Origin of the sequence: Sphingomonas sp. Ag1 (assembly GCF_000980895.1) — a bacterium.
GTDB classification, from domain to species: Bacteria; Pseudomonadota; Alphaproteobacteria; order Sphingomonadales; family Sphingomonadaceae; genus Sphingomonas; species Sphingomonas panaciterrae.
Window position 1 is genome coordinate 1 of sequence record NZ_LAZX01000066.1, and the last position, 19,949, is coordinate 19,949.

General features: G+C 66.5%; 16 protein-coding genes. 5 read left to right on the forward strand and 11 right to left on the reverse strand.

Annotated elements, in window-relative coordinates:
* Window positions 1–1,591, forward strand: a 1,591-nt coding sequence (locus XM50_RS01530) for an amidohydrolase family protein (RefSeq protein ID WP_046406817.1), incomplete at its 5' end; no start/stop codon positions are given.
* Window positions 1,592–1,635: 44 nt separating this feature from the next.
* Here the strand turns inward: XM50_RS01530 and XM50_RS01535 are convergent.
* A complete protein-coding gene (locus XM50_RS01535) occupies window positions 1,636–2,091 on the reverse strand; it encodes an Lrp/AsnC ligand binding domain-containing protein (protein ID WP_046406818.1) in 456 nt (151 codons plus the stop codon).
* Window positions 2,092–2,183: 92 nt separating this feature from the next.
* Between XM50_RS01535 and XM50_RS01540 the strand changes: the two genes are divergently transcribed.
* Complete coding sequence (locus XM50_RS01540; protein WP_082102630.1) at window positions 2,184–3,599, forward strand: amino acid permease; 1,416 nt, start codon at window positions 2,184–2,186, stop codon at window positions 3,597–3,599.
* A 36-nt stretch (window positions 3,600–3,635) separates the two neighbouring features.
* Entirely contained in the window at window positions 3,636–5,996 is a 2,361-nt protein-coding gene (locus XM50_RS01545) for a TonB-dependent receptor (RefSeq protein ID WP_046406819.1), read from the forward strand.
* A gap of 34 nt (window positions 5,997–6,030) precedes the next feature.
* Here XM50_RS01545 and XM50_RS01550 read toward each other — a convergent pair whose 3' ends face one another.
* The 4 genes from XM50_RS01550 to XM50_RS20350 all read right to left on the reverse strand — a co-directional run bounded on the left by XM50_RS01550 (window position 6,031) and on the right by XM50_RS20350 (window position 9,268).
* Window positions 6,031–7,275, reverse strand: a complete 1,245-nt coding sequence (locus XM50_RS01550) for an acyl-CoA dehydrogenase family protein (protein WP_046406833.1) — start codon at window positions 7,273–7,275, stop codon at window positions 6,031–6,033.
* Window positions 7,276–7,371: 96 nt separating this feature from the next.
* Entirely contained in the window at window positions 7,372–8,289 is a 918-nt protein-coding gene (locus XM50_RS01555; protein ID WP_046406821.1) for a LysR family transcriptional regulator, read from the reverse strand.
* On the reverse strand, window positions 8,286–8,927 hold the full coding sequence (locus XM50_RS01560) for a flavin reductase family protein (protein ID WP_231621816.1): 642 nt from the start codon (window positions 8,925–8,927) through the stop codon (window positions 8,286–8,288). Before XM50_RS01560 ends, XM50_RS01555 begins: the two co-directional genes overlap by 4 nt.
* Before the next feature lie 146 nt (window positions 8,928–9,073).
* Window positions 9,074–9,268 (reverse strand): hypothetical protein, encoded by a 195-nt coding sequence (locus XM50_RS20350; protein WP_052742362.1) that lies wholly within the window; start codon window positions 9,266–9,268, stop codon window positions 9,074–9,076.
* Between the two features lie 52 nt (window positions 9,269–9,320).
* On the opposite strand from XM50_RS20350, the gene XM50_RS01565 reads away from it, so the two are divergent.
* Window positions 9,321–10,973, forward strand: coding sequence for a DUF885 domain-containing protein (locus tag XM50_RS01565; protein WP_231621818.1), 1,653 nt, complete (start codon window positions 9,321–9,323; stop codon window positions 10,971–10,973).
* A gap of 82 nt (window positions 10,974–11,055) precedes the next feature.
* Window positions 11,056–13,692: an ATP-binding protein gene (locus tag XM50_RS01570; protein ID WP_052742365.1), complete on the forward strand. Its 2,637-nt coding sequence runs from the start codon at window positions 11,056–11,058 to the stop codon at window positions 13,690–13,692.
* A 73-nt stretch (window positions 13,693–13,765) separates the two neighbouring features.
* On the opposite strand, the gene mnhG is transcribed toward XM50_RS01570, so the two are convergent.
* From mnhG to XM50_RS01600, 6 genes are read right to left on the reverse strand one after another with little or no spacing between them, the layout of a single operon-like run.
* Window positions 13,766–14,140 (reverse strand): monovalent cation/H(+) antiporter subunit G, encoded by a 375-nt coding sequence (gene mnhG / locus XM50_RS01575; protein WP_197075289.1) that lies wholly within the window; start codon window positions 14,138–14,140, stop codon window positions 13,766–13,768.
* Window positions 14,137–14,412 carry a K+/H+ antiporter subunit F gene (locus XM50_RS01580; protein WP_206430588.1) on the reverse strand — a complete coding sequence of 92 codons (276 nt, stop codon included), beginning with the start codon at window positions 14,410–14,412 and terminating at the stop codon, window positions 14,137–14,139. Before XM50_RS01580 ends, mnhG begins: the two co-directional genes overlap by 4 nt.
* Window positions 14,413–14,414: 2 nt before the next feature.
* Entirely contained in the window at window positions 14,415–14,906 is a 492-nt protein-coding gene (locus XM50_RS01585) for a Na+/H+ antiporter subunit E (RefSeq protein ID WP_231621817.1), read from the reverse strand.
* Window positions 14,903–16,516: a monovalent cation/H+ antiporter subunit D gene (locus XM50_RS01590; protein ID WP_046406826.1), complete on the reverse strand. Its 1,614-nt coding sequence runs from the start codon at window positions 16,514–16,516 to the stop codon at window positions 14,903–14,905. Before XM50_RS01590 ends, XM50_RS01585 begins: the two co-directional genes overlap by 4 nt.
* Window positions 16,513–16,851 carry a Na+/H+ antiporter subunit C gene (locus tag XM50_RS01595; protein ID WP_046406828.1) on the reverse strand — a complete coding sequence of 113 codons (339 nt, stop codon included), beginning with the start codon at window positions 16,849–16,851 and terminating at the stop codon, window positions 16,513–16,515. The genes XM50_RS01590 and XM50_RS01595 overlap by 4 nt, the downstream gene beginning before the upstream one ends.
* A complete protein-coding gene (locus XM50_RS01600; protein ID WP_197075292.1) occupies window positions 16,851–19,748 on the reverse strand; it encodes a monovalent cation/H+ antiporter subunit A in 2,898 nt (965 codons plus the stop codon). The genes XM50_RS01595 and XM50_RS01600 overlap by 1 nt, the downstream gene beginning before the upstream one ends.
* Between the last annotated feature and the right edge of the window lie 201 nt (window positions 19,749–19,949).

Sequence of the window (19,949 nt, forward strand, 5' to 3'; positions counted from 1 at the left end):
CGGCAACCAGCCGGGCGCCGCCCCGGCCCGCGCGGCGGGGGAAGGCGCCGGCCCGTTCCGCCGCCTCGTCATCCGCGGCGCGACGCTGATCGACGGTACCGGATCGGTGCCGCGCGGCCCGGTCGACATCGTCGTCGAGGGCAATCGCATCGCCGACATCCGCCAGGCCGGCTGGCCGGGCATGGTGCTGGCGCAGAACCGCGCGCCGCAGGATTTCGACCAGGAGATCGACGCAACCGGCATGTACGTGCTGCCCGGCTTCGTCGACCTGCACACGCATTTGCCGGCCAAGGACAAGGCGCCCGACGCTTCCTACGCCTACAAGCTGTGGCTGGCGCATGGCGTGACGACGGTGCGCGGCGTGTCGCTGGCCTCCCCGTCCTTCACCAGCAATGAAAAGGCACGGTCGGCGCGCAACGAGATCGCGGCGCCGCGCATCTTCAACTATCAGACGCTGGGCGCCGGATGGTCCGGCGGGCGGATCTCCAGCCCCGAGAAGGCGCGCGAATGGGTGCGCTGGGCGGCCAAGAACGATATCGACGGGATCAAGTTCTTCGGGCGCGAGGACGAGACCCCCGCGGTGATGAGCGCCGCGATCGACGAGGCGCACAAGAACAAGATGGGCACCGTTGCCCATCTCAGCCAGACGGGCGTTTCCGATTTCAACGGTGCGATCGCCGGCCGCGCGGGGCTGGACACGATCACCCACTTCTACGGCCACATGGAATCGCTGCTGAAGAACCACACGATCCAGAAGTTCACGCCCGACTATAATTTCTACAACGAACTGCATCGTTTCGCACAGGTCGCCGACATCAAGGACGAGATCTATGATGTCGGGTCGGAGCAATGGTGGGATTACCTGAAGGAGCAGAAGGCGAACGGGGTCACGTTCGACCCGACGTTCAATATCTATGCCGCCTCGCGCGACCTGATGCGCGCCCGCAATGCGGACTGGCAGGGAAAATATACGACGCCGCAGCTGTGGAATTATTTCCAGTCGACCCGCGACAATCACGGATCCTATTTCTTCGACTGGACCAGCCAGATCGAAACCAACTGGAAGGGCTTCTACAAGAACTTCTTCCAGCTGATCCATGATTACAACCAGATCGGTGGCCGGGTGACGGTGGGGACCGATTCCGGCTTCATCTACAAGGTCTATGGCTTCGCCTATGTCGAGGAACTGGAATTGTACCAGGAGGCGGGGCTGACCCCGCTGGAGATCTTCCGCGCGGCGACCGTCAATGGCGCCAAGACGCTGATGGAGCCCAAGGGTCAGGAGCCGGAGTTCGGCGCCGTGCGGCGCGGGATGCTGGCCGACCTCGTCATCGTGCCGGAGAACCCGCTCGCCAATCTGAAGACGCTGTACGGCACCGGCTATGTCCGGCTGAACCCCGAGACGAACAAGCAGGAGCGGATCGGCGGCGTACGCTACACGATCAAGGACGGCATCGTCTATGACGCGCCGCGCCTGCTCGCCGATGTCGCCGCGATGGTCGAGCGCGAGAAGCAGGTGGTGCCGACGCCGGTGTCGCCGCCGGTCATTCCGCAGGAGCCGCCCTTCGCCACCGCCACGCCCGCGTCCTGATACCGTCGGGCGCCCCTGCTGACCGGGGCGCCCGGCCGATCGGCTCAGATCGGGAGGGCGGTCGTGTACTTCACCTCTTCCAGCACGGCGAAGGTGCGCGTTTCGCGGATGCCGGTCATGTGGAACAGCGAATTGCCGAGGAACGCGCGATAGGCGGCCATGTCCTCGACCCGCGCCTTCAGCAGATAATCGAAGCCACCGGCGACCATGTGGCATTCCAGGATCTCGGGCATGTCCTGCACCGCCGCCGCAAAATCGCCCAGCACGTTGCTGGTGGTCCGATCCAGCATCACTTCGATGAACACCAAGAGCGCCCGATCAAGCTTTTGGGGGTCGAGCAAAGCGACGATGTCGCTGACATATCCCTGTTCACGAAGCTTGCGCAGACGATCGAAACACGCTGATGGGGAAATTCCGGCCTGGGCCGCAAGCTCCTGATTGGTGATGCGGCCATTGCGTTGGAGAACCCGAAGAATATTCCGATCGATCACATCAAGCATGGCAGACCTTCGGGAGGGAGCAGGAACGACAGACTATCCTGGCGAACCTGCTGCGCAACAAGGATCTGCTAAGACGGCATGAAGAAGGGGAATTGAGCGTGGCACGCTGGAATAAACGCAAGATCATCGCGCCACGGGAGGCCGGAGGGGAACAGCAGCTGAAAGCCACGCTGTCGTGGCCGCATCTGCTGGCGATGGGTGTCGGCGCGATCGTCGGCACCGGCATCCTGACCCTGATCGGCGTCGGCGCGGGCAAGGCCGGGCCGGCCGTCATCCTGTCCTTCGTCATCGCCGGCCTGATCTGTGCCTGCGCCGCGCTCGCCTATGCCGAAATGGCGACCATGTATCCCGGATCGGGCAGCGCCTATACCTATACCTATGCCGTGATCGGCGAGCTGGCCGCCTGGGTGATCGGGTGGAGCCTGATCCTCGAATACAGCCTGGTGGTCAGCGCGGTAGCTGTCGGCTGGTCAGGCTATGCCGCGCCGTTGCTGCAGGGGACGTTGGGGATACCCATGTCGTTGATGCAGGGCCCGGAGCTTGGCGGGCTGGTCAATTTGCCGGCGATCTTCATCATCGGCGTGGTCGCGACGCTGCTGCTGCTCGGCACGCGTGAGAGCGCGACGCTGAACGCGCTCCTCGTGCTGGTGAAGATCGTCGCGCTGATCGTCTTCGTCGTGGTCGCGCTGCCCTACTTCAACGCCGACAATTTCCACCCGTTCGCGCCGAACGGCTTTGCGAAGTCGACCGGGCCGGACGGCGTCGAGCGCGGGGTGATGGCCGCCGCAGCGATCATCTTCTTCGCCTTCTACGGCTTTGACGCGATCGCGACCGCAGCGGAGGAAACCCGCAAGCCGCAGCGCGACCTGCCGATCGCGATCATCGGATCGATGGTGGCATGCGTCATCATCTATGTCGCCGTGGCGGCGGCTGCCGTCGGCGCCCTGCCCTACACCAGCTTTGCCAGCAGCCCCGAGCCGCTGGCGCTGATCCTGCGCGAGTTGAACCAGCCGGGCGCAGCGACCTTCCTCGCCGGATCCGCGGTGATCGCGCTGCCGACGGTGATCCTGGCGTTCCTGTACGGTCAGTCGCGGATCTTCTTCGCGATGGCGCGCGACGGGCTGCTGCCAGCATCGCTCGCCCGGCTGTCGAGCCGGGGCAGCCCGGTGCGTATCACCATCTTCACGGCGGTGATCGTCGGGGTGATCGCGGGCGTCTTCCCGCTCGACGAGATCGCCGCACTCGCCAATGCGGGGACGCTGGCAGCCTTTGCCGCGGTCGCGCTGTGCATGATCCTGATGCGCCGCCGTGCGCCCGATCAGCCGCGCGCCTTTGCCACGCCGCTGCCGTGGCTGGTCGGCGGAATCGCGATTGCCGGCTGCGCCTATCTGTTCCTGAGCCTGCCGGCGCAGACGCAATTGTATTTCGTGCTGTGGAACGGCCTTGGCATCGGCATCTACCTGCTGGTGACGATGATGAAGAAGCCGCAGGCCGACGTTCAAGGCTGATCGCAACGCGGGGGTGACGCGCATCGCCCCCGCCCCTTGACCAAGTGGCGTCCGCTCCATAGCGGGCGCCGGCTTGGCGCGCTGCGTCGGCTGTCGGGGGAATATGTGCGCAACGTCATGATGATAGCGGCTGGCCTCGCCGCCGTGCCGGCCAGTGCGCAGGTGGCACCGGACTCCGTTGCACCAGCAAGCCCGCGGGATGTTGCGCGTGGCGAGGTGCTGGGCGAGCCGCTGGGCGACATCGTCGTCACCGCGCAGCATCGCGAGCAATCGGCGCAGCGTGTGCCGATCGCGATCACCGCGCTGAGCGGCGCGCGGCTGGAGGCAGAGGGCGCGGCCAACCTCGACCGCATCGGGGCGGCGGTGCCCAACCTGTACCTCGCGCGAAACTTCGGGACGAGTTCGGGCGCGCTCGTGTTCCTGCGCGGCGTGGGCGAAGGCGATTCGATCTTCACCAACGATCCGCCGGTCGGCATCTATGTCGACGACGTGATCCTGCCGCGGTCGACGGGATCGCTGCTCGACCTGATCGATGTCGAGCGGATCGAGGTGCTGCGCGGCCCGCAGGGGACGCTCTACGGCCGCAATACGAGCGGCGGCGCGATCAAATTGGTGATGAAGCGGCCGACGCTGGACGCGGTGAGCGGCGCGATGGACGTGACGCTGGGGAGTTACCACCGGCTGGACGCGCGCGGTGCGATCAACGTGCCGCTGGCCAGCGATGTCGCGGTTCGTGTCTCCGGCCTGTCGCGCAACCAGCGCGGTTGGGGGCGCAACCTGATCAATGGCGCGCGGGTCAACGGGCAGGACGTGCTGGGGGGCCGGGTATCCTTGCTGTGGGAGCCGGATGCCGCGCTGACGATCCTGGCGACGGGTGACCTCACCCGCGATCGATCGGGGCCGCGTTTTCCGCAGCGGTTCCAACCCGATCCCGCCGCCCCCGGCCGCATCACCAACCGCTTCGTTGCGCCGAATGGAGATATCGACAATTTCCTGTCCGCCGACACCGATCCGCTGAACAGCACCGACAGCGGCGGGCTGTCGCTGCGTGCTGATTATCAGTTGGGCGGCGGGATGAAGCTGTCGTCGATCACCGGCTATCGCGCGCTGCGATCGCGCATCGGGTTCGACCAGACTGCCAATCCGCCGGGGGTCGGCAGCAACGTGATCCTGTTGCAGGATCAGCGGCAGCACAGCGTCAGCCAGGAAGTGCAGCTGACCGGATCGGCGCTCGGCGAGCGTGCTGAATGGGTCGCCGGCGCCTATTATTTCCACGAGCATAATGACCAGCTGACCGCCGTCAGCCTGGCGACGCCCGCGGGGCCGGATGCGCGGTTCCGCAACGGTGATTTCTTCAACGCGCCATCGCGCGGGGCGGGGACGAGCGGCAATTGGTCGCCCTATGAGCCGCGGCTCGATACTGACAGCTATTCGGCGTTCGGATCAATGACGGTCGCGCTCGATCCGCGCGCGCATGTGACCGCTGGCTTGCGCTATACCGATGAGCGCAAGCGCTACGCGGTGCGCTTCCTGACCGCACCCGACACCGTGCTGGTGCTGCCCGATGGGCGCGCGGCGCAGCGGCGGATTGCGCAGCGGTGGACCGACGTGTCGCCGCGCATTGCGGTCGATTATCGGCTGGGGAGCGAGGGAGGCGACAGCGCGCTGCTCTATGCCTCCGTGGCGAAGGGGTTCCGCAGCGGCAGTTTCGATGGGCGGGCGCGCAACATCAGCTTCGCGCTGGACCGGCAGGGCGCGATCGCGCCGGAGACGGTGTGGACCTATGAAGCCGGGGTGAAATCCGACTGGTTCAACCGGCGGCTGCGGGTGAACGCCGGCTATTTCATCAACGATTATACCGACATCGCCTTTTCCGCGTCGCGCGTGACGGCGGGGCCGCCGGAGATCTTTCGCCAGAATGTCGGCGATGCGCGGATTCAGGGGCTGGAGGTCGAATGGGCGGCGAACCCGTTGCCGGGGCTGGAGATCGGCGGGTGGATCGCGACGCTGGCGGACCGCTTCACGCGCCTGGCCTCAAGCCCGGGGTGCGGCGCGTTCGTTGCCGATGAGCGCCAGCTCGACCTGCGGTTCACCCCGTCGTTCCGCTATCAGCTGCGCGCCGCGCTGACCCGGCCGATCGGCGACGCGCAATGGCGTGTGGGCGGCGATGTGAGCGGCGCGTCCGACTATAACATCGCCTTGTGCAACGAGCCGCAGCACCGCGTGACCAACGCCGAAACGGTCAATGTGCAGGCCGGGATCGACTGGCGGGACTGGGGCGTGATGATCGCCGCGACGAACCTGACCGATCGCCGCTACAATAGCGGCAGCGTGGGGACGATCGGTTATCCGATCGCCCCGCGCGAAGTGACCGTGCAGCTGCGCCGGCGGTTCTGACCGCCAGCGCCCCTGCCCCGGTTTCCTGATCGGATCAGTGCAGCGCCAGTTCGTTGCGACCGACGACCATGTGGTGAACCTCATCCGGGCCGTCGGCGAAGCGCAGGTGGCGCACGTCGGCGTAAAGCTCGGCGAGCGGGGTCCATTTCGACACGCCGGTCGCGCCATGGATCTGGATCGCCTGGTCGATGATCTGGCAGGTCTTTTCCGGCACCATCGCCTTCACCATGCTGACCCAGACGCGCGCCTCGCGGTTGCCAAGCACGTCCATTGCCTTGGCCGCCTTCAGCACCATCAGGCGCATCGCCTCAATCTCGATCCGCGCGCGGCTGACGAGTTCGAGGTTCTTGCCCAGCATGATGAGCGAGCGACCGAATGCCTCGCGCGAATTGCCACGCTTCACCATCAGGTCGAGCGCGATTTCCGCCTTGCCGATGGTACGCATGCAGTGATGGATGCGGCCCGGCCCGAGGCGGACCTGCGAGATCTCGAACCCGCGGCCGACGCCGAGCAGGATGTTCTCCTCCGGCACGCGCACGTTGTTGAAGCGGATGTGCATGTGGCCGCGCGGCGCGTGATCCGCGCCAAAGACGTGCATCGGCCCGAGGATTTCGACGCCGGGGGTGTCGATCGGCACGAGGATTTGCGACTGCTGCTGCGAGCTTGGCCCATCCTCGCTGGTGCGGACCATGGTGATCATCACCTTGCAGCGCGGATCGCCGGCGCCCGAGATGTAATATTTCTCGCCATTGATGACCCATTCGCCATTTTCGAGCACCGCCTGGCAGCGGACGTTCTTGGCATCCGACGAGGCGACATCGGGCTCGGTCATCGCATAGGCGGAGCGGATCTCACCGGCGAGCAGCGGCTCCAGCCACTGCTTCTTCTGTTCGGGGGTGCCGACACGCTCAAGCACTTCCATGTTGCCGGTGTCGGGGGCCGAGCAGTTGAGCGATTCCGAGGCGAGCGGCGACTTGCCGAGTTCGGCGGCGATATAGGCATAGTCGAGGTTCGACAGCCCCTCGCCGGTTTCGGCGTTGGGGAGGAAGAAGTTCCACAGGCCCGCGGCCTTCGCCTTCTCCTTGGCGCCTTCGAGCAATTCGAGCTGGCCCGGCGCGAAGCTCCAGCGGTCCTCGCGCCCTTCGCCGAGGCGGACATATTCCTCCATGATCGGATCGACATTCTCGCGGATGTGCCGCTTGACGGCCTCGAACAGCGGCCGGGCGCCCTCGGACATGCGCAGATCGTCGAGCTCGGGAATGGTGAAGATGTTGGACACGGGGGACGCAAGCCTCTCTTGATGATTGGCGCCAAGGCTAGCGCAGCGCGGATCATGCGCGAAATGACGTTTGTCGATCACGCACATGAGCACCATTCATGGCATGCTGCCGGCAAAGGTTTCCTGCACCAGCGCCCGCAGCCAGGCATTGCCCGGGTCCCGCGCGGCACTTTCGTGCCAGAGCAGCTGGAGCGGCCATGCCGCGATCCGGAACGGCAGCGGCAGTACCTGGTGGTCAGCGACCGGCCTCAGCGCACGGGCATGGGCATCGAGCAGGGTCAGGATCATGTCGCTGCGCGCCACCGTCTGCCATGCCGACCAGATGTTCTGGCAGCGGACGCGCACGGTGCGCGACAGGCCTTTCGTGGCCAGCGCCTGATCCTCGAGCCCCAGCCCGGTTGAGCGGGGCGAGGCGTGGACGTGGTCGCAGGCAAGATAGGTCGCGAGATCGATCGCGCCGTCGATCGCCGGGTGACCGCGCCGTGCCGCGACGACCATCGTATCGGTGCGCAGCGGCTCGGCAAGCAGGCCGTCGATCGCCGCGCTTGGCACGTCGATCGCCATGTCCAGCTCGCCATGCGCCAGCGCGGCGGCGATCTCGCTGCGCCGGAAATTGACGCTGACCAGCGTCGCGCCGGGCGCCTGTGCCAGTGCGCGCGAAACGAGATCGGCAAAGAAGCGCGCCTCGTTCGCCTGGCGCAGCCCGATGCGAAAGCTGCGCTGCGTGGTGGCGGGATCGAAACGCGCGGCGGCGACCAGCGCCTGTTCCACCATGCCCAGCGCGTCGCGCACGGGACCGATGATTGCGCGCGCGAGCGCGGTCGGCACCATGGCATTGCCGAAGCGCACGAAAAGCTCGTCATCAAAGGCGACCCGCAGCTTGGCCAGCGAGTGGCTGATCGCGGATTGCGTCAGGTGCAGGTGCCGCGCCGCCGCGGTCACGCCCCCGCGCGAATAGATCGCCTCGAACACGCCGAGGAGGTTGAGGTCGATCCGACTGATCGGCCGGGTCATTCGCCCCGTCGCGCCGCGGCGGCTGCCGCGCGATCCGGGTCAAAGGCGGGGCGCTTCATGGTGAAGGTGTCGCTGTTGCGCAGATAGGTGCCGGTGCCATGGACGCGGCCGATCAGCCCCATGGCGGCCGTATCGAGATGGAGGCGTTCGCGATCAGTGACGAAGGCGTCCTGGACATGCGCGACCACCACCTCGCCCACGGCGATCACCTGGCGCGGGCCGATCTCCAGCATCTCGCGCCGGACGCATTCAAAGCTGACCGGCGCGCTGGCGATCAGCGGCGGTGTCACCCGGCTGGCGGGACGCGTCGCGATGCCGGCATAATCGATCTCGCTGACATTGCGCGGCGCATCGACGCAGGAGAGGTTCATCGCCTCGGCATCCGCCTCGCTCACCAGATTGATGACGAATTCACCGGTGTCGAAGATGTTGGTCGCGGTGTCCTTGTTCGCGCCCGACGCGTCCTTCAGCAGCCCCAGCACGACGAGCGGCGGATCATCGCCCATCGCGTTGAAGAAGCTGTAGGGCGCGGCGTTCACCACGCCGTTGCGCCCGCGCGTGGTGACCCAGGCGATCGGCCGCGGCGTGACGGTGGACACCAGGATCTTGTAGCGGTCGCGCGGCGCGAGATCGGACATGACGAACTGCATGCCGCCAGCGATGTCATCATCGGGCGGCGGGTGAAAGAGACTTGTCGCGTGCAGCCACGCGCCGCCGCTTTCGATCCCCCCGCACAACCGGGATGATGCAGATCAGTGACAAAGCAGCGTAACAGCGCCCCCGCCTACGACAATCGCGCTTTGTGTTGCTGGACCCCCGGCCCATTGCTGACAAGGATGTAGGCAAGCAAAAGATGGTAACGGGGGAATGCATTGACGCAGGGATATACACGCCGGTCGCTTATCACATCGGCCGCGGCGGGAACGATGCTCATCGCATTTCCTGCCGCCGCGCGCACCAGGACGACCAGCACGGCCATTCCAAACCTGCTGACCCGCCAGTTTGAAGAACGGCTGACGCTAAATCCCGAAATGGCGACCTTCTTCGGGATTGATACTGGAGAACGGGCATCATTGCGCAGCCGGTTCAGTGAAAGTTCGTTGAGTGGACTTGACCGGGCGAGGCGGACGACGGCGAAACATCTTCGCGAGCTTCAGGCCATGCCGGACACTGATCTTTCCGATGAGCACCGGCTTGAACGCGAGGTATCGCTTTTCGACCTGGAGGCGCAGCACGCGCTGAACAGCTTTGCCTATCACGCCGGCAGCGGCCCCTATGGGCCGACGCCGCTGGAATCCGCCTATCAGAACAGCACGCTGTTGCTCCGCGACTTCCACCCGGTCACCAGCCGTGACGATGCAGAGGCCTATCTTACCCGGCTGGCGCTGATACCGGGGCTGATCGACGGCGAGAGCGCGCAGATCACGCGCAATGCGGCGGCCGGCGCGATCGCGCCGCGCGTGATCGTGGCGCAGTTGATTGCCATCCTGACGGCGGCTCGGGACGCTGATCCTGCCAAGGACGGGCTGGTCACCGCGATCGAGACCAAGGCCTCCGCACTAAAGCTGGCCGGCTATGGCGCGCGAGCACAGACAATCGTGGCGGATGGCATACGGCCCGCGCTGACGCGCCAGATCGCGGCGTTGCAGGCCGTGCTGCCGCGGGGAGCGGACGGCGCCAAGGCGGGCGTGGGCGTAGGCCGATTGCCCAACGGCGCTGCCTATTACGAAGCCTGCCTGCGCATGCATACGACGACGGACATGACGGCCGACGCGATCCACGCATTCGGCGTGGCGCAGGTCGCCACGCTCTCGACGCAGATTGACGCTCTGCTGAAAAGCCAGGGAATGGCGAGTGGCAGCATCAAGCAACGCACCAGCGCGCTGGCCGTCACATCCGACCAGGCATTTCCGGATACGGAGGAGGGGCGCGCGGCGATCATCGCGTACCTGAATGACCGGCTGGACCGCGTGAAGAAGAAGCTGCCCGAGGCATTCGGGCAGCTCCCCAAGAACGGGTATGAAATCCGCCGGATGCCGCGGGAAATGGAAGACGGCAATCCGTTCGGCGTCGCCTACCCCGGTGCCGCCGATGGCAGCCGGCCGGGCGTTTTCTTCATCAACCTGCAATCGATCAGTGACTGGCCGCGCTATACGCTGCCCACGCTCGCCTTTCATGAAGCGGCGCCTGGGCATTTATTCGACATCGCGCTTCAGCTCGAGGCCGGCGAGCTGCCGCTGTATCGCCGCACCTGGTTCTTCAACGGCTTTCGTGAAGGCTGGGGCCTGTATGCGGAGCAGGTCGCGGACGAACTGGGCATGTATGACGATGATCCCACCGGGAAGATCGGCTATCTGCAAAGCCATCTGTTCCGCGCTGCGCGGCTCGTCGTCGATACCGGCATCCACAGTCGCGGGTGGGATCGCGAGCGGGCGATCGACTATCTGACCGAGCATAGCTCGATGACCCGCGATGGCGCTGCCAAGGAAGTGGACCGCTATATCGTGATGCCAGCGCAGGCTTGCAGCTACATGATCGGTCATACGACCTTCACCCGGCTGCGCGAGGAGGCCAGCAAGCGGCCGGGCTTCGACCTACGGGCTTTCCATGACTTCGTGCTGCAAGGCGGGGCGATGCCACTGACGGTGCTGGAACGCCGGCTGAAATCGTGGCCAAGCGCCTGACAACCGCTAACCATTTAACGGATTGGACTATAGCCTGCGCGGATCGTTGGCGTTACTCGCACGCGATCCGCAACCGGGGCCCATGACATTGACGATCCGCAGTATCGAGCATGAGCTCTACAGTGACATCTTCGTAGGCGACAGTGAAATGGCGCGGCTGATGCGCGCCCATGACTGGTCCGCCACGACGCTTGGCGATCCCGACTGTTGGCCAAACGCGCTGAAGGTGGCGCTTCGCCTGCTGCTGACGTCGCGGTTCGAGATGTGGCTCGGCTGGGGCTCCGACATCCATTTCTTCTACAACGACGCCTATCGCCCGACGCTGGGCAACAAGCATCCGCAGTCGCTGGGCACCCCGACGCGGATCCTGTGGGCGGAGATCTGGGACGACATCAAGGATCGTCTGGCGACCGTCTACGAGCAGGGCCAGTCGACCTGGGACCGCGCGCTGCTGCTGGTGCTGGAACGCAACGGCTATCGCGAGGAGACCTACCACACCTTCTCCTACAGCCCGCTGATCGGCGACACGGGTGCGGTGGAGGGCGTGTTCTGCGCGGTGTCGGAGGAGACCGATCGCGTCATCAGCGAGCGCCGGCTCGAATCGCTGCGTGAGCTCGCCTCCGGCCTCGCCGCGGCGCAGGGCCGCACGCAAGTGGTGGAGGCGGTGCAGACCGGCCTTGCGCATAACCGTTCGGACCTGCCGTTCAGCATCGTCTATCTGTTTGGCGAAGACGGTGCGCCGCAGATGGCGGCCCATGCCGGGATCGCGGCCGATCATCCGCTGACGTCGGCAGAGTGCTGGTCGCTTGACCGCTTATCCGACAACAACGCGATCCTGGTCGAGGATGCGCCGCCCGGAGACCTGCCGACCGGCAATTGGGACCGTTCCCCGTCGCGCATCGCGATCGTTCCGCTGGGTGCGCAGGTCGGGCACCGGCCGCGCGGCGCGCTGGTGGTCGGGCTCAACCCCTATCGCCCGGCGAGCGACCAATATCTGAGCTTCCTCGACCTGCTGGGCGGGCAGATCGCCTCCGGTCTGGCGAGCGCCGACGCGCTCGAGGCGCGCACGCGCGAGCGCGACCGGGTGCGCGACCTGTTCCGTCAGGCGCCCAGCTTCATGTGCATCGTGACCGGGCCCGACCACCGGTTCGAGCTGGTGAACAACGCTTATCTGCAGCTGGTCGGCCATCGTGACCTGATCGGCCTGTCGGCGCGCGAGGCGCTGCCGGAGATCGCCGGCCAGGGCTATTTCGAGCGGCTCGACCACGTCTATTCCACCGGTGAGCCCTACATCGGCCGCAACGTGCCGGTGATCGTCGAACGGCAGCCGGGGGCTGCGCCCGAGGAGCGGTTCGTCCACGTCGTCTACCAGCCGATCCGCGGCGAGGATGGACGCGTCACCGGCATCTTCGTCGACGGGTATGACGTGACTCACCAGAAGCGCGCCGAGGACCAGCTGCACCAGCTGAACGAGACGCTGGAGCATCGCGTCGCCGAGCGCACCGAGGAACTGCGCGCCGCGCTGGAGAAGCTGCACCATGAGGCGGCCGAACGCGCGACGATGGAACGCGCGCTGCAACAGGCGCAGAAGCTGGAGGCGCTGGGCAAGCTGACCGGCGGGGTGGCGCACGATTTCAACAACCTGCTGCAGGTGATCAGCGGCAATCTGCAATTGCTCACCCGCGATGTGGTGGGGAACCCGCGCGCGGAAAAGCGCGTCGAGAATGCCATGGCGGGCGTCACCCGCGGCGCCAAGCTTGCCTCGCAATTGCTCGCCTTCGGCCGGCGGCAGCCACTGGAGCCCAAGGTCATCAACCTCGGGCGGCTGGTGCGCAGCATGGACGACCTGCTGCGGCGGTCGATTGGCGAGGACGTGGAGATCGAGACGATCGTCGCCGGGGGGCTGTGGAACACGCTGATCGACCCGAGCCAGATCGAGAATGCGATCCTGAACCTCGCGATCAACGCACGCGATGCGATGGCGAACGGCGGGCGGCTGACGATCGAGGCGAGCAACGCCTTCCTCGATGACGAATATTGCCGCCAGCATGAGGATGTGAACCCCGGCCAATATGTGATGATCGCGGTGACCGACACCGGCAGCGGTATCCCGCGCGAGCTGATCGACCAGGTGTTCGAGCCGTTCTTCAGCACCAAGCCGGAGGGCAAGGGCACCGGGCTGGGGCTGTCGATGGTCCATGGCCTCGTCAAGCAGAGCGGCGGCCATGTGAAGATTTACAGCGAGGTGGACGAAGGAACGACGATCCGCATGTACCTGCCGCGATCGGCCGAGGACGAGGATATCGTCACCGAGATCAGCGCGGGGCCGGCACGCGGGGGGTCGGAAACCGTGCTGGTGGTGGAGGACGACGACGAGGTGCGCGAGACCACCGTCGCGCTGCTGACCGAGCTTGGCTATCGCGTGCTGAAGTCACGCGACGCGCTGAGCGCGCTCAGCGTCGTCGACAGCGGCATCCCGATCGACCTGCTGTTCACCGACGTGGTGATGCCGGGGCCGCTGCGCAGCCCGGAGCTGGCGCGCAAGGCGAAGGAGCGGCTGCCGGAAATCGCGGTACTGTTCACGTCCGGCTATACCGAGAATGCGATCGTCCATCACGGACGGCTGGACCCGGGCGTCGAGCTGTTGTCGAAGCCCTATACGCGCGAGGCGCTGGCGCGGAAGGTGCGCCATGTGCTGGGGTCGCGAACGGCCCCGTAGCGCGCGGCGGCGGCCTGCCTGCGGCGATGATCGGCCTCGGATGGCGCAGGACCGGACAAGCCCTGGCCAGCGTTTAATCGCGCCGGTCGGGGGCGTCGCGATCGTGCGCCAGATCGACCGCGCTCCCCTGTTTTTCCGCGCGCGTGCGATAGAGCGCGGAGCGGGCGAGGAGCATGAAGGCGGCCGGCGCGGTGCAGGTCAGGAACAAGACGACGAGCAGCTCGTGAATCGACGGGCGGGTGCGCAGGACCGAGAAGCAGACGATCGAGGCGCTGACGATCAGCAGCATCCCGAGGCTGGCGCCGAGCGTCGGCGCGTGGACGCGGTCAAAGAAGGAATTGAGCCGCAGCAGGCCGATCGACCCGATCAGCGTGACGCCCGCCCCGGCGAGCACGAGCAGGCCGACGAGCAGCGCTGCCCAGCCGGGAAGGTCCGGTGCCTGGATCATTCGATCACCTCGCCGCGCATCAGGAATTTGGACAAGGCAACGGTGCCGACGAAGCCGAGGAGCGCGATCGTGATGGCGGATTCGAAGTACAAGGTGCGCCCCGTCTGGATGCCGAAGGTGAGCAGCAGCAGCATCGCATTGGTGAAAAAGGTGTCGAGCCCCAGCACGCGATCCTGCGCGCGCGGCCCCATGGCCATGCGATAGGCTGCACACATCATCGCCGCGCCGAGCATGACCTGCGCAGCCGTGATGGCGAGGGCGAGGACGATCATCGTCACCGTTCAAAGATCTCCATCAGCAGCGATTCATACCGGCCCTTGATCAGCTGGATCCAGCTTTCCTCGTCCACCAGGTCGAGCACGTGGAGCAGCAAGGTGCCGCGGCGGCGATCGAAGTCGACCCACAGGGTACCCGGCGTGGCGGTGACGATCAGCGCCAAGCAGGCGATCGCCTGCCGGTTGGTGAGCGAGATGGGGATGGTGATGAAATCGGCCACCCGGTCGCGCCGGCGCGAGACGATGATCGCCGCCACCGCCAGGTTGGAGCGCAGGATATCGACCGCGACATGGCCGAAGAGCCGCGGCAGCGGGCGAAGGTTCACCCGGATGGGCGGGCCGGCGTAGAGCGCGGCAAAGGCGTGCGTAGCGAGCAGCGCGGCGGCCGCGCCGAGCAGGATCTGCCCGGGCGACACCGACTGGGTGAGCATCAGCCAGATGCCCAGCAGCGCCAGCGCGAGGAGCGGATGCGGGAGCAGGCGGCGGATCATGGCCGCCCCTCCTGCGCGGCGATGCGCGAGGCACCGAGCACGGCCTGGACATAGCCCTGTCGATCGCCGAGCGACTGGCCCGCGCGCTCCATGTAGCGCATCACCGGCCCCGCGAAGACCATGAGGCCGAGGCAGACGACGAGCAGCAGGCCGACCGGCACCGCCTCGCTGACGCGCAGCGCAGGCTGCGGCATGTCCGACGGGCCCCAGATGAGGTCGATGCCCGCACGGCTGGTGGAGATCAGCGTGGCCAAGCCCGAGCCGATCATCAGCGCGATCAGCACCCAGGTGGCAGGCGCGACCTTTTCACCCAGGTTCAGCAGGCCGTCGATCATCGCGAACTTGGCGATGAAGCCCGACAGCGGCGGAAGCCCGGCGATCAGCAGCGCACAGAAGGCGAAGCCGCCGCCGATGATCGCCAGCGTCGCCGGGATCACGACGCCGACCTCCGTCTCGCGTTCGTCGGGCGGGCCGGCATATTCATCGTCGAACACCGGCTCCCCCACGGCGAGCGGCCCCATGTCACGCCGGTCGATCAATTCGATCAGCAGGTAGAAGGCGCTGATGCCGAGCGTCGAGCTGACCAGATAGAACAGCGCGCCGGCAAGGACGTCGCCCTCCCCGGCGCCGACCGCGGCGAGCAGCGTGCCGGCCGAGACGATCAGCGAATAGCCGGCGATGCGCGTCAGCGTGCGGACCGCGAGGACGCCGATCATGCCGAAGGCGATCGTCGCCATGCCGCCGAACAGCAGCCATTCCTCACCAAAGTTGCCGCCCTGGATGCCGAACAGCAGGAGATAGACGCGCAGCAGCGCGTAGATGCCGACCTTGCTGAGGATCGCGAACAGCGCCGCGACCGGCGGCGCGGCGGCGGCATAGGTGCGCGGCAGCCAGAAGCCGAGCGGGTACATGCCCGCCTTCACCAGGAAGGCGATGCCGAGGATCGCCATGCCGCTTTGCAGCAGCGCGAGATTCTCCGGGCCGACGGCGCGGATGCGCAGCGTCAGATCGGCCATGTTGAGCGTGCCGGTGACGCCATAGACCATCGCCGCGCCGATCAGGAACAGCAGCGAGGTCGCCACGTTGATCGCGACATAATGCAGCGCGGCCTTGATGCGCGCCTTGCCCGATCCGTGCAGCAGCAGGCCGAAGGACGCGGCCAGCAGGACCTCGAAGAACACGAACAGGTTGAACAGGTCGCCGGTCAGGAAGGCGCCGTTCAGCCCCATCAGCTGGAACAGGAACAAGGCGTGGAAGCGCGGCCCGGCGCGGTCCCAGCGCGCGGTGGCATAGATCAGCGACGTGAGGCCGAGGGTGCTGGTAAGCACCAGCATCAGCGCGGACAGCCAGTCGAGCACCAGCACGATGCCGACCGGCGCGGGCCAGTTGCCGACCAGATAGGCGACGGTCGCACGCTGCCCGGCGAAGCCGGCGGAGGCGACCTGCATGAGGAGCGCGATCGAGACGCCCAGCAAGGCAGCGGCGGTGCCGAGCGCGATCACGCGCTTTGCCACCACGCGCTGCTCCTTCAGCAGCAGGATGATCGCCGCCGCCACCATCGGCAGCAGCACGGGAGCGATGATAAGATGACGTGCCCAGTCCACCGTCATTCGCCGTCGTCCCCGTCGACATGGTCGGTCCCGGTGATGCCGCGCGAGGCGAGCAGGACGACGAGCAGCAGCGCCGTCATCGCGAAAGAGATGACGATCGCGGTCAGCACCAGCGCCTGGGGCAGCGGATCATCATAGCCGCTGGCATCCCCGGCGATGGCGCCGACGATCGGCGGGGCATCCACCTTCAGCCGGCCCATCGCGTAGATGAACAGGTTCACCGCATAGGACAGGAGCGACAGGCCAAGGATCACCTGGAAGGTGCGCGGGCGAAGAATCAGCCACACACCCGACGAGGTGAGGACACCGATGCCAAGGGCGAGAACAAGCTCCATCAGACGTGCTCCGGCGCGGGATCGACCGGCGGGCTCTTGCGCCGCACGGGGGTGCGGATCGACTGGTGTGCGATCGCGATCAGGATGACGCCGGTGGCGCCGACCACCAGCAGATAGACGCCAAGGTCGAACAGCAGCGCGGTCGCCGCCGGCACCTTGCCGATCACCGGCAGGTCCAGATAGCGGAACCAGGAGGTGAGGAACGGCCGGTCGAACAGCATCGCGCCCGCCCCCGTCCCGGCCGCGCCGAGCAGGCCGATCGCCATCCAGTTGATCGGCCGGACCCGGAGCCGCGCCTCCACATGGCGGGTGCCCGAGGCGATATATTGCAGCACCAGCGCGATCGACATGGTGACGCCGGCGGCAAAGCCGCCGCCCGGCAGGTCATGCCCGCGGATCAGGAGGTAAAGCGCGAACACGATGATGACCGGGAACAGCCATTCGATGATCACGCGCGGCGCGAGCAGATAGTCGGAGAGCGTGTCACCGCGTTCCCGGCCCTCGCCCGCGTCGTCATAGGCGTCCTGCCGCAATTGCTGCTTGGGCAGGCCGACGCTTTCGCCAGCCGGGCGGAAGCGGCGCAGCAGCGAGAAGACGGTCAGCGCGACGATCGCCAGCACGGTGATCTCGCCAAAGGTATCAAAGGCGCGGAAATCGACGAGGATGACGTTCACGACATTGCGGCCACCCGCCGCGACATAGGATTGCTCCACAAAGTAGCGCGAGATGGTCGCCGGCAGCGGGCGGGTCATCACGGCATAGGAGATGAGCGCCATGCCGGCGCCGGCCAGCACCGCGAGCAGGAGATCGCGCCCGCGGCGGAAGCGTACGCGGGACGGCGTATGATGTTCGGGCCAGACGTCGGGCAGGCGCTGCGGCAGCCAGCGCAGGCCGAGCAGCAGCAGCACCGTCGTCACCGTCTCGACCAGCAGCTGCGTGAGCGCGAGATCGGGGGCGGAAAGCCAGACGAAGCTGATGCAGCTAATCATGCCGACGCCCGACACCAGCACCACCGCAGCGAGGCGATGGTATTTCGCCTGCCAGGCGCCGGCGATGGCGAGCACCGCGCCGATCACCCACAACATGCCAAAGCCCGGATCGAGCACGGTGCCGAGCCGCGTGCCGAGCGAATAGCCGTGGCTGAGGAAGGGGAGCACGCCCGCAAGGCAGGCGACCGAGACGAGGATGCGCAATTGCGGCTGCAGCCGGCTGGTTCCCGCGCGCGGCAGGACCCAGCGGGCGCCGGTGACGAGCCAGTAGAGCGCGGCATCGAACATGCGGCGGCCCTTGAGCAGGCCGACGAGCGGCGGCGCGCTCATCGCGTTCAGGCGGCGGGCGAAGATCACATAAGCAAAGGTGCCGAGCACCATCGCCACCACGCTCAGGAACAGCGGGAAGTTGAACCCGTGCCAGATCGCCAGGCTGTACACCGGCATGCGTTCACCGAGCACCGAAGCGGCGGCGAGCGAGAGCACCGGGCCGATGGTGATCGCCGGCACGATCCCGATGAGGAGGCAGGCGAGCACCAGCACCTCGATCGGCACGCGCATCCAGCGCGGCGCCTCGTGCGGGACGCGGTCAAGCTGTGGCGGCGGGCCGAAGAACGTCTTGTGGATGAAGCGCACCGAATAGAGCACGCTGAAGATCAGCGCGACCGTGACGAGATAGGGCAACGCCTGATCGAGCCAGGTGTCGTTGTAATCCTCCAGCGCCTCGGCGAGCAGCATTTCCTTCGACAGGAACCCGTTGAGCAGCGGCACGCCGGCCATCGCCGCAGCCGCGACCATCGCAAGCGTCGCGGTGATCGGCATGAAGCGGTAGAGGCCGCTCAGCTTCCTCAGGTCACGCGTACCCGCCTCATGATCGATAATGCCGGCGGCCATGAACAGCGATGCCTTGAAGGTCGCATGGTTCAGCGTGTGGAAGATCGCGGCGACCAGCGCGAGCGGGCTGCCGATCCCCAGCAGCAGCGTGATGATGCCGAGGTGGCTGATCGTCGAATAGGCGAGCAGCCCCTTCAGATCCTGCTGGAAGATCGCCGCCCAGGCGCCGATCATCAGCGTCGTGATGCCGGTGAGCGTGACGACGAAATACCAGGTGTCGGTGCCGGCCAGCACCGGCCATAGCCGCATCATGACGAAGATGCCGGCCTTCACCATCGTCGCCGAGTGGAGATAGGCGGACACCGGCGTCGGCGCGGCCATGGCGTGCGGCAGCCAGAAGTGGAACGGGAATTGCGCGCTCTTGCTGAAGGCGCCGATCAGGATGAGGATCAGCACCGGCTTGTACAGCGGATGCGCCTTGATCGTCTCGCCGGCCGAAAGGACCACCTGCAGATCGTAGCTGCCGACGATCTTGCCGATCAGCACCACGCCGATCAGCAGGCACAGCCCGCCCGTCGCGGTGACGAGCAACGCCATGCGCGCCGCGGTGCGCGCGCTTTCATTCTGGTGCCAATAGCCGATCAGCAGGAACGAGACGAGGCTGGTCATTTCCCAGAAGAAGGCCAGCTGGACGAGGTTGCCCGACAGGACGAGGCCGAGCATCGCGCCCATGAAGGCAAGCAGGAAGGAGAAGAAGCGCGGGACCGGGTCTTCCGGCGACATGTAATAGCGGGCGTAGAGGACGACGAGGAAGCCGATCGCCAGCACCATCATCGCGAACACCCAGGACAGGCCGTCGAGCCGAAGCACGAGGTTCAGGCCGAGCGAGGGCAGCCATTCGACACGGCTTTCGAGCAGGCCGCCGCCCGCCAGCGCAGGATACAGCAGCCCCACCAGGATGGTGCCCGCGAGCGCCGTTACCCCGGCGATCGATGCGGCGGCGGTACGCGCGCCCGGCCGCAACAGCGCGGCGGCGAGGCTCCCCGCGAACGGGAGCAGAAGGATCAGCCACAACAGGCCTGTGCCAGACGTCGGTATCCCACGACCTCCAATGGATGCGATGATTTCGGCAAAGCCAACGGTTCTGGGGGACTATCGCGAAAAACGCGCGAGTGCCACCCCCACGGACGGACAGATTTGCCGCCAATCACCGCGCCGGGAGCGCCCACGCAGCGTAAATCCCTGGATTGTGAAGGATGTGGCGACGGGTGGCGG